The following is a 14,689-nucleotide window of genomic DNA, read 5'->3' on the forward strand; positions in this document are numbered from 1 at the left end:
CCGCCAGGGGGAGGTGTCGCCGAAGGTGACGGAGGGGGAGGACACGCTACGGCGGTTCCCCTTTCCTCCCCCTCCGTCAGGCTGACGCCTGCCACCTCCCCCTGGCGGGGGAGGATCGCATCGTTCGCTTGAAACATGGCGGCAACGATCGGCGCGTCTGACAGGCTCGAAGTATCGAGGAGTTTGCATGCGTAGAATCGTTCTGATCGGTCTTGCCGGCGCGCTGGCGGGTTGCGCCACGCACACGCCGCCGCCTCGTGGGCCCGGTGGTCCGATGGCATCCGGACACAAGGGCGAAGGCGGTAGCCGAGAGCGTGGTCCAGAGCATGGCCCCGACCATGGCAGGGGTCAGTTGTTCGTCAGCCCGATGGGCGAACCGTTCCGCGCATCGCAACGCCCGGGCGCCGCGCAGGAACAATGGTTCGCGGGCGCCGACGCCGATGCCGATGGCCGCATCACCGAGGCCGAATTCCAGCGCGACGCGGCCCGGTTCTTCGCCGTGCTCGATCGCGGCAAGGACGGCGAGATCGATCCCGACGACATCGCCTATTACGAAAACACCCTGGTGCCCGAAATCAGGGTCGGCGGCAGCGGCGGCGGATCATCGAGGGGCAGCGGTGGCCGCGGTCCGCGTGGCAATGGTGGACCGCCGGGCGGGGGATCGGGCGGACGATCGGGCGGGCCCGGCGGCGGAAGCGGGGGCGGAAGCGGCGGCCCAGGCATGAAGTTCGGTGGCGACGACAAGGCGTCCGGCGCCGCCGTCCGCGAGCGACTGGGCGCGGCGCGCTACGGCTTTTTCGACTTGCCCGAGCCGGTCGCGGCGGCCGATCGCAATCTGAACCGTGGCATCGATGCGACCGAATTCGCCAAGGCCGCCGCGACGCGGTTTGCAGCGCTCGACAAGAACCACGATGGCGCGCTGACGCGGGGCGAACTGCCGCGTGCGGGTGCGGAGACGTGGCGGAACGGTTCGGATCGACCGCCCCCTCCCCCGCGCGAAACGGCGGAGCCCAGCCCTGCCCCGTCGACGACGCCGTAGCCGCGCGCGAAACGTCCAGCCCCATGACCGGCGCCACTGGTCATGGGGTCAGCGTCGGCCGACGATCAGGGCCGCGGCGGCATGCCATCCATCGGCGGCGGACCGTCGCCATCCGGGCCGTGACCGCCCGGACCACCACGTCCCGGACCACCACGCCCAGGCCCACGCCCACGCCCACCCGGCCCTGGACCATGCCGCAACCGCATCAAAGCCTCGAACGTCCGGCGCTGGGTCGGATCGAGACCATCGTAGAACGTCCGCGCCACGGTGAGCCGGCGGGTATCGTCGGCCGATCGCCGCGCGACGTCCTTCGCCATCCGATCGAGATGTTGCGCAAAGCCATCGCTCGGCGGAGCCGCATCGGTACGGGGCGACTCATCCGGGCCCGGCCCACGCCCGTCGCGTCCAGACGGCGGCGGTGGCGGAGGCATCATCGATTGCAGGAACGCGGCCAGCGCCGGTCGCTGTTCAGGTCGAAGGACCAGCACCAACGCGATGTCGTCGGCCTCGCGCGCCTGCATCTTTGCGATATCGGCGGCCGGTGGCGGACCATCACCCCGGCCCTGCGCGGCGACCGGCAGCGGCAACCCCATGATCGTCGCCAGCAACGCCGTACCGACCAGCGGCAGCGCCTTCGCCCAGAAGCTCGTCTTCATCGTCTTGTCCCCTTTGGTGAACCCGATTTCCCTGCGGGGAACCGGATGTCGGCTCAGCCGAGCAATCCCGAGATGATCCATCGGCGGCTGACCGCGGACTTTACGATCGCGGCACCGCAACATCGGCAGGCGGACCGCTGGATCGGTTCGCCCTTGATGTCGCGGTGCCGTGACCGCGGCAGATGCCGGCCGACCGCACAGTCGGCGGTTCGTGATGATTGCGTCTGCACGTCGCGCCCCCGCCGAAAGATCAGAATCATGGGATGGCGGACGATGTTTGCCGGGGTATTTCCGCGGCATTGCCAACGGCCGATCGGCCGGCAACGCCGGCACCTTTGCGATGCAGCCACCGGGCGACTTCGGCGTTCTGATCTGCGATACCGATCCGTCCCCAAGGGAGCCGTCCATGGCCGATACCGACCTCGTCACATTTTCCGACGTGATGCTGACGCCCGATCCCTCGCGGACCGTGATCCGGCCGTTCAACATCGAATATCCCGGACCGTTCAAGGTCGAGGGCCATCCGCGCGCATCGCGGGTGATCGACCGAGTGCTGTCGCTGACCACCGACGAACTTCACACCGAGCGCGCGCGGGTCACCGCCTCGCTCGACGAGCGACACCGCGACGTCGACGCCATGCTGCTCCACCGGTTCGGCGAAGTGATGGCGACGGTGCAGGATTCGCGGACGATCACGCACGACCAGCAGGTCCTGATCGGCGCGTATCTGAGCGAGGAATATTCGTTCGAGGCCGCCGCGCTGTTCAATCCCAGCATGGTCTTGCACCCCGAGCAGGACGACGCGCCCGAGGGCGGGCTGCGGTTCATCCTGTCGCTGCGCGGGATCGGCGAGGGGCATGTCTCGTCGGTAACGTTCCGCACCGGCAGCTGGTCGCCGACCCAGGGCTTCGCGGTCGATCGCGCCAGCCCCACCGCGGTGCCGCCGCGGATCGAGCCGTCGGACCGGGGCGCGACCGATGGCGGCCCCACCCGGCTATACTGCGGCGGTAGTCGCGAGGTGTCGGAGACGGTGCTGTTCCCGATCCTGCCAAGCCAGCGCCAGGGGATCGAGGACATGCGGCTCGTCCGGTTCTTCGACGGCGAGGCGCACCATTATCTCGGCACCTATACCGCGTTCAGCGGGTCGGAAACGCGCTGCGAGATGCTGCGCGGCGAGGATTTCAAGACGTTCGAGATGCAGCCGATGCGCGGCACGGTCGCCGCCACCAAGGGCATGGCGCTGTTCCCGCGCAAGATCGACGGGCGCTATGCGATGCTCGGGCGGCAGGACAACGAGAATATCTGGTACCTGACGTCGGACGATATCCTGACGTGGAACGGCGGCACCAGGATCGTCGAGCCGAAATGGCCGTGGGAATATATCCAGATGGGCAATTGCGGATCGCCGATCGAAATCGACGAGGGCTGGCTGGTGCTGACCCACGGCGTCGGCAGCGTGCGCAATTACTGCATCGGCGCGTGCCTGCTCGACAAGGACGACCCGACCAGGCTGCTCGCGCGGCTGACCGACCCGCTGATCGCGCCGAGCCCCGACGAACGCGACGGGTATGTGCCGAACGTCGTCTACAGCTGTGGCGGGATCGTGCATGAGCGGACGCTGCTGCTGCCGTTCGGGGTGGCGGACAACTTCGCGTCGTTCGCGACGGTGGATGTGGGAAGACTGGTCGCGGCGATGGCGTAAGGACGGCGGCGTGAAAGCTTGTTCCCCCGCGAAGGCGGGGGTCCAGACTGGGCTCCCGCCTTCGCGGGAGAACAAGAAAGGGAGCGATCTGCCGCCTGATGCACTGAACTCGGCTTACACCACGGGATCGGCCGATAAGACAGTCAGACGCTTGCCCCCGAAATCCTCCACCGCGACCGCCTCGATCTGCCGTTCGATACCGCGCGTAAGCCCGGCCGGAACCGTCACCGCGAAGCCGCGCGCGATCAGGCCTTCCACCGCCCAGCGGACGCAATAGTCCGCCGCGACGCCGATGACCGTCACGTCGCTGATGCCGCTGGCCGCGAGGCCGGAGAAGAAGTCTTCGCGCGGCATTGTACTGCCCGCACCGTGCGCGTCTTCGATCGCCAGCCCCGGCTCGGCCCACATGTCGAACACCCCCTTCTCGATCCGCCAGGCGGGGATCGCCGGATCGATCAGCGCGACGTCGAGCATGTTCTCCCAGCCTCGCGTGCCGCGGACGCAGTGGATCGGGAACAACGCCGCTTCGGGCGAGGCGGCATAGGTCTCGCGGTAATGCGTGTCGAAGGTGAACAGCACGCCCACGGTTTCATCGGGCGTCAGCGCCGCCAGCCACGCCTGCATCGGCGCGACCAACCCTTCCGCCCCGGCGACACTCAGCGCGCCGTCTGCCGCCATGAAATCCCACTGCGTATCCACCACGACCACGAACCGCGCCATCGCACCTCTCCTTCGGCCGCTGCTTGACACACTCGCGTCTTCTCGGACACCCGCAGCGTCCAAGCAACGCAGGAGCCCGTGCGCATGGCCGTGACCGATATCGCCACCCGGACGTACAACCATAATTTCCGGCTCGATCCGATCGTGCGCAGCCTGCTCGATACCGATTTCTACAAGCTGCTGATGCTGCAGATGATCCGGCAGGTTTACCCGGATGTCAGCGCCACCTTCGCGCTGATCAACCGGACGACCAGCGTGCGCCTCGCGGAAATCGTCGACGAGGACGAATTGCGGGCGCAGCTCGATCACGCACGGACGCTGCGGTTCGCGAAGAAGGAGCTGATCTGGCTCGCGGGCAACAGCTTCTACGGGAAGCAGAAGATGTTCGGGCCGGAGTTCATCGCCTGGCTCGCCGACTTCCGCCTGCCCGCCTACGATCTGCGGAAGGTGGACGGACAGTATGAGCTGCATTTCGACGGTCCGTGGACGCACACGACGATGTGGGAAATCCCCGCGCTGACGATCATCAACGAGTTGAAATCACGTGCGGCCCTGCGCGATCGCGGGCGGTTCGCACTCGATATCGTCTATGCGCGCGCCAAGGCGAAACTGTGGGAGAAGGTCGAGCGGTTGCGCGAGCTGCCCGACCTCGTCCTGTCGGATTTCGGTACGCGGCGGCGGCACGGCTTTCTCTGGCAGCGCTGGTGCGTGGAGGCGCTGAAGGAAGGTCTTGGCGACCGGTTCATCGGTACCTCGAACGTGCTGCTGGCGATGGATGCGGATCTGGAGGCGATCGGCACGAACGCACACGAACTGCCGATGGTGACCGCCGCACTGGCCGACAGCGACGCCGAACTTGCCGACGCGCCGTACCGCGTGCTCGAGCATTGGCGGCAACATTATAACGGCAACCTCCTGATCGCACTGCCCGATGCGTTCGGGACGACCGCGTTCCTGCGCAACGCGCCGCACTGGCTGGCGGAATGGACGGGCTTCCGCCCCGACAGCGCGCCACCGATCGCGGGCGGCGAGCAGATCATCCGCTGGTGGGAGGAACAGGGCGTCGATCCGAAAACGAAGCTGCTGATCTTCTCCGACGGGATGGACATCGACACGATCGAGCAGGTGTATCGCCATTTCCACGGGCGTGTGCGGATGAGCTTCGGCTGGGGGACCAACCTGACCAACGACTTTCGCGGCTGCGATCCCGACGGCGCGACCGCGCTGGAGCCGATCTCGCTGGTCTGCAAGGTGATCGCCGCCAACGGGCGGCCGGCGGTCAAGCTGTCGGACAATCCGGCCAAGGCGACCGGCGAACCCTCCGAAATCGCCCGCTATTTGCGCGTGTTTGGCGAAGCCGACCGGGCGAGCGCACCGGTGCTCGTCTAACTCGCCAAACGTGGCATCTGCGCAACACGCCAGCCACATTTCGCAACAAAATTGCTACACATGGCGATATTACCTTGCTTCGTTACGCCCCTGAGCCATCATTCGTATACAAAATATAAGAGCGGATGCGGTGCGGAAACACGAACAGGGGGATGGTTCATGCGTGCAGTGAAGACGTTCAAATATCTGGGCAGACATTCGGGCAAATATGCCAGCGTCGGTGGTTTGGCCCTGGCGACGATGCTAGCGGCGGCGCCGGTCCAGGCGCAAACCGTCACGACACCCGCGGCGGAGGCCACGGCACCCGTCGATCAGACCAGCGGGGAAGAGATCGTCGTCACCGGATCGCGTATCCGTCGCGATCCGCTGTCGCAGCCTTCGCCGGTCATCACGGTCGATGCGGAATCGATCCAGCGGACCGGGCTGTCGTCGGTTGCCGACGTGCTCCAGCGGCTGCCGAGCGCGGCCGGCGGGCTCAATTCGAAGGCTAATAATTCGGGGAACATCGGCAATCCGCCCGATGGCGGCGGCGTGGGTGCAGGGTCGGCCGAGATCGACCTGCGCTATCTTACCGCCAAGCGGACGCTGGTGCTGGTCGACGGCCTGCGCTTCGTCAACGGCGCGTCGGCGAGCGGGATTCCCTCGACGGTCGATCTCAACACGATCCAGGTCGGCTCGATCGAGCGGATCGAGATCCTCCAGTCGGGCCAGTCGCCGCTCTATGGCTCGGACGCGCTGGCCGGCGTCGTCAACATCATCACCAAGTCGCAGCAAAAGGGGCTGAAGGCATCCGCGCAGTTTGGTACGTTCCGCCAGGGCGACGGGCATACGCAGGACTATAATGTCAGCTACGGGATCCAGGCGCCGCGGACGAGCGTGGTGTTCGGCGGGAGTTACGTGAAGCAGGAAGCGGTCCGCACCGGCGACCGCGCGATCTCGCAATTCCCCAACCCCGGCCAGACGAGCTGTACCGATCCGATCGGCGGCTGTTCGAGCGCGACGGTGAACGGGTATGTCCAGCTGACCGGCGCGGCGCTGACGCTGAAGTCCGCACCGATCCTCGGACGTCCGCGCTACGATGCGGCGAACCCGACGGGCGCCAACAGCGACTTCCGCCTGCTCACGACCTCGGACCGGTTCAACTTCGCGCCGTTCAATTACTTCCTGACGCCGTCCGAGCGCTACGGCTTCTTCGTCAGCGCCAAGCAGGAGCTGACCGATAGCGTGAACCTGCGCGTGAAGATGAACTATACGCGGCGCAATTCGCAGAACCAGGCGGCGTTCCTGCCGCTGTTCGTCGGGCCGGACGCGGGCAACGGCAACCTGCTCGATACGATCTCGATCGACGCGACCAACCCGTACAACCCGTTCGGCTATACGCTGTCGGCGGGCGGCGCGGGCAATGCACCGGCGAACTATTCGACGGTGCGTCGTCGTCTCGTCGAGGCGGGGCAGCGGACCTATACGCAGACCGTCGACACGATGTCGGCGACCGCGACGCTGGATGGCTCGTTCACCGTCGGCAGTCGTAAATTCTACTGGGATGCCAATGCGGTGCTCGGCTTCAACGATGCCAAGCAGCTGTTCACCGGCAACATCAATGCGGCGCTGCTGCAACGTGCGCTCGGGCCGGTCGCGAACTGCACCGGCGCGTGCGTGCCGTTCAATATCTTCGGCGGGGCCGGCTCGGTCACGCCGGCGATGCTCGCCTATATCGCGTTCGACGAACGCGCGCGCAGTTCGCAGAGCCTGGAGGATTACACCGCCAACATCTCGGGCGACCTGTTCGACTTGCCGGCCGGTCCCGTCGGCATCGCCGCCGGCTACGAACACCGCGTCCAATATGGCAGCTTCACGCCCGATCCGCTGATCACCGCCGGGCTCGGCGCGGACATCCCCGCTCAGCCGGCGCGAGGACACTTCAACTCGGACGAGGTCTATGCCGAGCTGCGCGTCCCGCTGATCCACGACACGCCGTTCATCCACTCGCTCGAAGTCGGCGGCGCGGTACGGCATTCGAACTATTCGACCAGCGGCAGCAACACCACCTATACCGGCAGCGGCCTGTGGAAGCCGACCAGCGACCTACTGTTCCGCGCTTCCTACGCGCAGGGGTTCCGCGCCCCGAGCATCGGCGAGTTGTTCGGCGCGGAATCGCGGTCGGATGCGCCGATCGACGATCCCTGCACCAATGTCGCCGGCTCGCCGTTCCAGACGTCCGCCACCGTACGCGCGAACTGCGTCGCGAACGGCGTGCCGGCGAACGGGAGTTACCAGGAGCCCAATGGCGGCCAGCTGGGCGTGCTGACGGGCGGCAATACATTGCTCAAGCCCGAGACCTCGCGGACCTGGCTGTTCGGCGGCGTCTATGCGCCGAACTGGGCGAAGAGCAGCGGTTTTGCGAGCCAGCTGAGCATCGAGGGCAATTACTACGACATCAAGGTCACCGATGCGATCGCCCCCGTTGCAGCGCAGCTGACGCTGAGCCGGTGTGCGGAAACGGGTGACGCGCTGAGCTGCGCGGCGATCACGCGGACCTCGAACGGGCTGATCTCGCGGATCAATGCGCAGTTGCAGAACATCGGCGGGATCCGCACCCGCGGCGTCGACGTGACCGCGATCTATCGCTCGCCGCGCACCTCGGCGGGGACGTTCGGGCTGTCGCTCAACGGCAATATCCTGCTGAAATACGCCGAGACTTTCCCGGCGGCGACGGGCTTCACCACCACCGACTATCGCGGCACGACGCGCGGCTTCCCCGACCAGTCCTATCCCAAGTTCAAGGGAAATGCGGTCGTCGACTGGGATATCGGCGCGGCGCGCGCGTCGTTCACGGGACGCTACATCAACAGCGTGAAGGAAGCCGATGGCACGAAGCTCAAGAGCACTTTCTACGGCGACGTGCAGGTGACGCTGGCGCCGGGCTGGCTGGAGAACCGGCTGGGCCTGACGATCGGCGTGAACAACGTGTTCAACCAGGACCCGCCAGCGTGCTTCAGCTGCACCGGGCCGAACTATGATCCGACCACGTATGATGTGCCGGGGCAGTTCGGGTATGTCCGGCTGTCGTGGGGGCTTTGATCTGAGCGGAACTTAGCGGCGACGGCGTCCTCACAATCCTCCCCCTGGCGGGGGAGGATCGCAAAGTTCGACCTAGTCCTCGACCAGCTTCATGAAACGGCGCTCTACCGGGGCCAGTACCGGGCCCAACTCGTGCCCGCGCTTCACCACCGCGCCGCCTTCGCCGATAAGCGCCCACATGCCCTGCTTGTTACGCAGCGACGGGCGTTTCTCGATCCTGAACTCCGGCCGTTCGGCAGCCCGGCGGAAGGCGGCGAAGACGGCGGCGTCCTTGCCGAGATCGATCGCATAATCGCGCCAATGCCCCGCCGCGACCATCCGGCCGTAGAGATCGAGGATCCGGTTCAGTTCGAGGCGGTCGAAGCCGACCTGCGTCGCCTTGGACGGTGTCGGGAACGGCACGACGCCCATCAGCTATCACCCATCATGCGCGGTCGCGGCGGTCCTCGGGACGCTCATCCACATGGCCATCGGCGAGCAGCGCATCGAGCCGCTTGCGCATCGTCTCCAGCTCGCAGCGCATGAGCTCCATCTTCTGCGTGGCGGGGTCGAATGCCTCGCTGCACGGCGTACCATAGGGGACGAACCGCGGCAGTTCGGGCGCGTTGCCGCCCTCGATCGTGGTCGCGCGCGCAGGAATGCCGACAACCGTGGTACCCGCCGGCACGTCACGCGTGACGACCGCGTTGGCACCGACGCGCGAGCGCTTGCCGAGCGTGATCGGCCCCAGCACCTGCGCGCCCGAGCCGATGATCGCACCGTCGGAGATGGTCGGGTGGCGCTTGCCCTGCACGCCATTGTCGGGGCTGGTGCCGCCGAGCGTCACGCACTGGTAGATCGTCACATCGTCGCCGATCTCCGCGGTCTCGCCGATCACGACGAAGCCGTGGTCGATGAAGAAATTGCGGCCGATCGTCGCGCCCGGATGAATGTCGATCGCGGTCGTGAAGCGCGACCAGTGATTGACGCAACGCGCGAGGAAATAGAGCTTCGCCTTGTACAGGCGATGCGCGATGCGGTGATAACCGAGCGCCCAGACGCCGGGGTACAGCATGATTTCCGCGCGGGAATGCGGAGCGGGATCGCGTGCGCGGATGGAATCCAGATAGGCCAACAGTCCGCTCGACATCCGTAAGTCCCCTTCGCGATCCGTGTATCTAGGGCATCGGTGGGTCGATTTCCAGAACCGGACCGTTGGAGCGCAGCAATGACCGGATTGGGGTAAAGCCTATCTTTGTTGTGGGATTTGCCCGGACATTGCAGTTTGCGGCCAGAAATGACGGGATGATTTGCGGGGATGCCGATGTTCGATCTGACGACCTTGAGTTTCGAGACGCTGCTGCCCTTCATCCTCGTCGGGTTCGCCGCGCAGATCGTCGATGGCGCGCTGGGCATGGCGTTCGGGGTGATCTCGAACACGCTGCTGCTGTGGGTCGGCGTACCGCCCGCCGCCGCATCGGCGGGCGTGCACACCGTTGAGACCTTCACGACCGCGGTGTCGGGGATCAGCCATGTGCTGCACAAGAACGTCAATTGGACGCTGTTCCTGCGCCTGATGATCCCCGGCGTGATCGGCGGCATCCTGGGTGCGTACGTGCTGTCGAACATCGACGCGAGCACCGCCAAGCCCTTCATCCTCGCGTATCTGACGTCGATCGGCGTGTATCTGCTGTACCGCGGGCTGCGCTATCCGCCCAAGCAGAAGGAGCCGAAGATCGTCGAGCCGCTCGGGCTGGTCGGCGGGTTCCTCGATGCTGCCGGCGGTGGCGGCTGGGGGCCGGTGGTGACGTCGAACCTGCTGGTCCAGGGCGCGTCCCCGCGGACCACGATCGGCACGGTCAACACTGCCGAGTTTTTCCTGACCGCGACGATCTCGGCGACGTTCATCACGCAGCTCGGCTGGGCGGCGTTCACGCAGGCCACCGTGGGCTTGCTGATCGGCGGCGTGCTCGCGGCACCGTTCGGGGCGATGCTGGCGAAGCGCGTGCCGGCCAAGACGTTGATGGTGCTGGTCGGGGTAATCCTGACGCTGACGAGCCTGTTCGGGCTGTACCGCGCGATCTGGCACTGACGCCGTCTCCCACAGGAAGAACGAGCGTCACGCACGAAGCAGGCTGCCGCCGTTTTTGTGCGATGCGGCATTCCGACACTGGTGATATCGATCCGACACTCTATTTACTTAGCCATGATCGATAGAGGCGATTAATGGCTGCGACCTACCTACCCACGTTGAAACAGCTGCAATATCTGGTTGCGCTGAAGGACCATGGCCATTTCGGACGCGCCGCCGAGGCGTGTTTCGTCACGCAGTCGACGCTGTCGGCGGGCCTGCGCGAACTCGAGACGCTGATCGGCGTCGTGCTGGTCGAGCGGACCCGGCGCGTGGTGCGGTTCACGCCGCTGGGCGACGGGATCGCCGACAAGGCCCGACGCGTGCTGCGCGAGGCGGAGGAACTGGGTGACATGGCGCGCGCTGCCGGCCAGCCTTTGTCGGGCGACATGCGGATGAGCGTGATCCCGACGATCGCGCCGTTCATGCTGCCCCGCATCCTGCCGCGCCTGCGGAAAGATTATCCCGATCTGAAGCTGTTCCTGCGCGAAGAACCCAGTGGGCCGGCATGCGAGGGGCTGCATAATGGTCGGACCGACTGCGTGCTGCTCGCGCTCCCCTATGCCTGTGGCGAGGTGACGTCGGAGACGCTGTTCGAGGATCGGCTGTTCGTCGCCTATCCCTCGGGCGAGGTGCCGTCGGCGCTGCCGGCGATCCCGGCGTCGGCGATCGACGAGACCCGGCTGCTGCTGCTCGAGGACGGGCATTGCCTGAAGGATCATGCGCTCGGTGCGTGCAACCGGCCGGAACTGCGGGCGGAGGCGACGATGCTGGGTACGTCGCTGCATACGATCGTGCAGATGGTCGACAACGGGCTGGGCATCACGATGCTGCCCGAGATGGCGATCAAGGCGGGCATTCTCGACAACACCAACATCACCGCGCGACCGCTCGACGAGATCAACGCGGTCCGCCGGATCGCACTGGTGTGGCGCCGGGCCAGCCCGCGCGAGAAGGACTTCCAGTTGATGGCGAAGGCTCTGGCGGACGTTCAGTAGCGGGGCCAATAGCCCGGTCTGCCAACGCGAGATTGGCACGGATGCGCAACCAACTCGGCGTTCGATCGTATGGTTGGCGAGTTCCCGCTGGAGATCCGATGATGTCGAAGACGCTTCCGCTATTGCTGATCACGAGTGCGCTGGCGCTCGCTGCGTGCAGTGGCAAATCGAAGGACGACGTGGCCAGTGCGTCGACCAATCCTGCGAACCCGGCGCTGGCCGTACCCAATGGTCCGCCCGCAGTCGCCAACCCGACGGTCGGCGGCGTGCCGATGATGGCCACCCGGACGATCGTCGACAACGCGTCGGCCGCCCCCAATCTGTCGACGCTGGTCGCCGCGGTAAAGGCTGCCGACCTGGTCGGTACGCTGTCGGGTCCCGGGCCGTTTACGGTGTTCGCACCGACCAACGACGCATTTGGCCGGCTCGCACCGGGCATGGTCGACACGCTGCTGAAGCCCGAGAACAAGGCTTCGCTCACCAAGGTGCTGACCTATCATGTCGTGCCGGGCGTCATCACCGCCGACGATCTGCGCCAGCGGATCGCGGCGGGTGGCGGCACTGCGACGCTGACGACGGTGGAAGGCGATCCGATCACCGCGACGCTGGTCGGTGCGGTCGTCACGCTGACCGACGTCAATGGTAACAAGAGTTATGTCGAGACCGCAGACGTGCGCCAGTCGAACGGCGTCGTACATGTGGTGAACGGCGTAATCGTGCCGAAACTAAGCTGATCGGAACCGTTGCAGGGCTCGGTTCGTCGCATCGATGGCGCGGCTGGTCCGCCAAAACATTGAAGACCTGCCGAACCCATACCTAAGTTTTTCGTTCGAGTTCCTCATCGTCCCAACAACTATATTTGGAGTCGCACATGACCGTTAAGACGAACCTTCTGATTGCCGCCGCATCGAGCATGATCTTCGCCGCTGGCGCGACCGCACAGACGACGCCCGCAGCGCCTGCAGCGCCCGCGCAGACTGCACCGGCTGCAACCGCCACGCCGCAGGCAGCACCGGTCGCTGCGGCTCCGGCTGCACCGACCGCCGCGCCGACTACGACGATCGCCGCCGCGCTGCCGACGCTACCGAACCGTGCGACGCTCGCCAAGCTGGTGACGGCGGCCAAGCTGCAGACGACGCTGGCAGGCCCGGGCCCGTTCACCGTGTTCGCGCCGAGCGACGAAGCGTTCACCCGCCTGCCGGCTGGTGCGCTCGACACGCTGCTGAAGCCTGAATCGGCACCGACGCTCGCGACGATCATCAAGTATCACGTCGTCGCCGGCGCGGTGACGTCGGACCAGCTGAAGGCGCAGATCACCGCTGGTGGTGGCAAGGCCACGCTGACGACGCTCGCCGGCCAGCCGCTGATCGCCTCGCTCGGCCCGAACGGCAACATCGAGCTTACCGACACTGCCGGGATCAAGTCGTATGTCGATACCGCCGACATCAAGGAGACGAACGGTGTCGTCCACCTGACCAACGGCATGAGCGTTCCGAAGCTCGGCTGATTGAATTGCGGGCCGCTGTTTCCTTGGGAAGCGCGGCCCGTACTCATATTGTTTCCCCGCGAAGGCGGGGACCCAGACTGGGCTCCCGCCTTCGCGGGAGAACAAATTTAGGTAGGTGCGCTTATTTTTGCGGCGCTTCCCACCGAACAGCAGCGGCATGATCGCCATCCCGCGCCTCAACCCAGCTAGCCGTCGCACCACGCGTCTCGCGTTTCCAGAACGGCGCGTCGGTCTTCAGCCGGTCGATAAGATACGCACAGGCCTCCAGCGCCGCGCCGCGGTGCGCCGCCGTCGCCGCGACGAACACGATCCGCTCGCCCGGATGCATCGGCCCGACCCGGTGCACGATGATCGCCCCGCTCAGCCCCCAGCGTTCGATCGCGCCCTCGGCAACCCTCACCAACGCCGCTTCGGTCGCGCCCGGATAATGCTCGAGTTCGAGCGTACCGACACCGTCATCCGCGCGAACCAGCCCGGTGAATGTCGCGACCGCCCCCGCTCCTGCTGCCTCAGCGCGTGTCATCTCCGCGGCGATATCGATCGGCGCGTGCTGGACCGAGATATGGATCATCCGCCCGTCACCGGTGGGAAGATCGCGATCTCCTGCGCCCGACCGATCGGCGTATCCAAGGTCACGAAATCCTGATCGATCGCCGCGCGCAACCGCGAGCGGTTCTCAAACGCTTCGGCATGCCCGGGGCTCGTTTCCGCGAGCCAGTCGACCAGATCCGCCACCGTCACCACGCTCGCGGGCGGCTCGACCGATTCCTCGCCCGTGCCGATGCGCTCGCGCACCCAGGCGAAATACACCATCCGTATCTTCGCCATAGTCAGTCCATGTGCTTCAGGCCGACGCGGAGATAATCCCACCCGGTCAGCACGGTCAGGACGGCCGCGCCCCACAAGGCGACGATACCGACATTATGCACCCAGGCCATGTCGGGCACCGCGCCGCCGAGGATGATGCCGCCGAGCGACACGAGCTGCAGCGTCGTCTTCCACTTCGCCAACTGCGAAACGGGCACGGACACCTGCACCTGCGCCAGGAACTCGCGTAGCCCCGACACCGCGATCTCGCGCAGCAGGATCACCAGCGCGGCGATCACGTGGACGCCGGGAATATCACGCGTGCCGACCAGGATCAGGATCACCGCGGCAACCATGATCTTGTCGGCGATCGGATCGAGGAAGATCCCCAGCCGCGACACCGCGCCGCTCGATCGCGCGAGGTAACCGTCGAAATAATCGGTGATGCCCATCAGGCAATACAGCACGAAGGCGATGCCGTAGCCCGCCTCCCAGTCGGGCCACCACAGGAACCAGACCAGCAGGGGCACCGCGACGATCCGCGACAATGTCAGGAGGTTAGGCAAGCTTAGCACCCACCACCCCTATACCGGTCGGTCGCGCGGCGAAACCGGTTTAAGCGTTGGCGTGGGCATGGCGCTGGGCTAAGGGTTTCGCGTATTTTCGCAACGATCTGGGCG

At 66.0% G+C, this 14,689-nt stretch carries 16 protein-coding genes; 8 read left to right on the forward strand and 8 right to left on the reverse strand.

Annotated elements, in window-relative coordinates; all coding sequences use genetic code 11:
• Positions 1–187 precede the first annotated feature (187 nt).
• Positions 188–1,039 (forward strand): EF-hand domain-containing protein, encoded by an 852-nt coding sequence (locus VH567_RS04175; RefSeq protein WP_423323401.1) that lies wholly within the window; start codon positions 188–190, stop codon positions 1,037–1,039.
• A gap of 65 nt (positions 1,040–1,104) precedes the next feature.
• Here the strand turns inward: VH567_RS04175 and VH567_RS04180 are convergent, their stop codons facing one another.
• Together VH567_RS04180 and VH567_RS04185 are read right to left on the reverse strand one after the other, a co-directional pair.
• Positions 1,105–1,695 carry a hypothetical protein gene (locus VH567_RS04180; RefSeq protein WP_423323403.1) on the reverse strand — a complete coding sequence of 197 codons (591 nt, stop codon included), beginning with the start codon at positions 1,693–1,695 and terminating at the stop codon, positions 1,105–1,107.
• Positions 1,696–1,748: 53 nt separating this feature from the next.
• Entirely contained in the window at positions 1,749–1,955 is a 207-nt protein-coding gene (locus VH567_RS04185) for a hypothetical protein (protein WP_423323404.1), read from the reverse strand.
• 146 nt (positions 1,956–2,101) lie between these two features.
• Here VH567_RS04185 and VH567_RS04190 point away from each other — a divergent pair, with 146 nt between their 5' ends.
• Positions 2,102–3,397, forward strand: a complete 1,296-nt coding sequence (locus VH567_RS04190) for a glycoside hydrolase family 130 protein (RefSeq protein ID WP_423323406.1) — start codon at positions 2,102–2,104, stop codon at positions 3,395–3,397.
• Between the two features lie 114 nt (positions 3,398–3,511).
• Here the strand turns inward: VH567_RS04190 and VH567_RS04195 are convergent, their stop codons facing one another.
• A complete protein-coding gene (locus VH567_RS04195; RefSeq protein ID WP_423323408.1) occupies positions 3,512–4,117 on the reverse strand; it encodes a cysteine hydrolase family protein in 606 nt (201 codons plus the stop codon).
• An 84-nt stretch (positions 4,118–4,201) separates the two neighbouring features.
• Here VH567_RS04195 and pncB point away from each other — a divergent pair, with 84 nt between their 5' ends.
• Together pncB and VH567_RS04205 are read left to right on the forward strand one after the other, a co-directional pair.
• Positions 4,202–5,506 (forward strand): nicotinate phosphoribosyltransferase, encoded by a 1,305-nt coding sequence (pncB, locus tag VH567_RS04200; protein WP_423323410.1) that lies wholly within the window; start codon positions 4,202–4,204, stop codon positions 5,504–5,506.
• A gap of 159 nt (positions 5,507–5,665) precedes the next feature.
• Positions 5,666–8,587, forward strand: coding sequence for a TonB-dependent receptor domain-containing protein (locus VH567_RS04205; RefSeq protein ID WP_423323412.1), 2,922 nt, complete (start codon positions 5,666–5,668; stop codon positions 8,585–8,587).
• A 72-nt stretch (positions 8,588–8,659) separates the two neighbouring features.
• Here the strand turns inward: VH567_RS04205 and VH567_RS04210 are convergent, their stop codons facing one another.
• Both VH567_RS04210 and epsC read right to left on the reverse strand, forming a co-directional pair.
• The gene (locus VH567_RS04210) at positions 8,660–8,998 is read right to left on the reverse strand and encodes a DUF2794 domain-containing protein (RefSeq protein WP_423323414.1); all 339 of its coding nucleotides are present in this window, start codon (positions 8,996–8,998) and stop codon (positions 8,660–8,662) included.
• A gap of 13 nt (positions 8,999–9,011) precedes the next feature.
• A complete protein-coding gene (gene epsC, locus VH567_RS04215) occupies positions 9,012–9,716 on the reverse strand; it encodes a serine O-acetyltransferase EpsC (RefSeq protein ID WP_423323417.1) in 705 nt (234 codons plus the stop codon).
• 174 nt (positions 9,717–9,890) lie between these two features.
• On the opposite strand from epsC, the gene VH567_RS04220 reads away from it, so the two are divergent.
• From VH567_RS04220 to VH567_RS04235, 4 genes are all read left to right on the forward strand, one after another.
• Positions 9,891–10,658 (forward strand): sulfite exporter TauE/SafE family protein, encoded by a 768-nt coding sequence (locus VH567_RS04220; protein WP_423323419.1) that lies wholly within the window; start codon positions 9,891–9,893, stop codon positions 10,656–10,658.
• Positions 10,659–10,792: 134 nt separating this feature from the next.
• Positions 10,793–11,695, forward strand: a complete 903-nt coding sequence (locus VH567_RS04225) for a hydrogen peroxide-inducible genes activator (RefSeq protein ID WP_423323421.1) — start codon at positions 10,793–10,795, stop codon at positions 11,693–11,695.
• Positions 11,696–11,796: 101 nt separating this feature from the next.
• On the forward strand, positions 11,797–12,429 hold the full coding sequence (locus tag VH567_RS04230) for a fasciclin domain-containing protein (RefSeq protein ID WP_423323423.1): 633 nt from the start codon (positions 11,797–11,799) through the stop codon (positions 12,427–12,429).
• Between the two features lie 137 nt (positions 12,430–12,566).
• Positions 12,567–13,202 (forward strand): fasciclin domain-containing protein, encoded by a 636-nt coding sequence (locus VH567_RS04235; protein ID WP_423323425.1) that lies wholly within the window; start codon positions 12,567–12,569, stop codon positions 13,200–13,202.
• Positions 13,203–13,323: 121 nt separating this feature from the next.
• On the opposite strand, the gene VH567_RS04240 is transcribed toward VH567_RS04235, so the two are convergent.
• Genes VH567_RS04240 through pgsA form a run of 3 tightly spaced genes read right to left on the reverse strand, consistent with a single transcriptional unit; the run spans position 13,324 to position 14,584 of the window.
• Positions 13,324–13,773 carry a molybdenum cofactor biosynthesis protein MoaE gene (locus tag VH567_RS04240; protein WP_423323427.1) on the reverse strand — a complete coding sequence of 150 codons (450 nt, stop codon included), beginning with the start codon at positions 13,771–13,773 and terminating at the stop codon, positions 13,324–13,326.
• Positions 13,770–14,030 carry a molybdopterin converting factor subunit 1 gene (gene moaD, locus VH567_RS04245; protein ID WP_423323429.1) on the reverse strand — a complete coding sequence of 87 codons (261 nt, stop codon included), beginning with the start codon at positions 14,028–14,030 and terminating at the stop codon, positions 13,770–13,772. The genes VH567_RS04240 and moaD overlap by 4 nt, the downstream gene beginning before the upstream one ends.
• A 2-nt stretch (positions 14,031–14,032) precedes the next feature.
• Complete coding sequence (pgsA, locus tag VH567_RS04250) at positions 14,033–14,584, reverse strand: CDP-diacylglycerol--glycerol-3-phosphate 3-phosphatidyltransferase (protein ID WP_056419973.1); 552 nt, start codon at positions 14,582–14,584, stop codon at positions 14,033–14,035.
• Between the last annotated feature and the right edge of the window lie 105 nt (positions 14,585–14,689).

This window comes from Sphingomonas sp. 4RDLI-65, assembly GCF_049472435.1.
Classification (GTDB): Bacteria; Pseudomonadota; Alphaproteobacteria; order Sphingomonadales; family Sphingomonadaceae; genus Sphingomonas.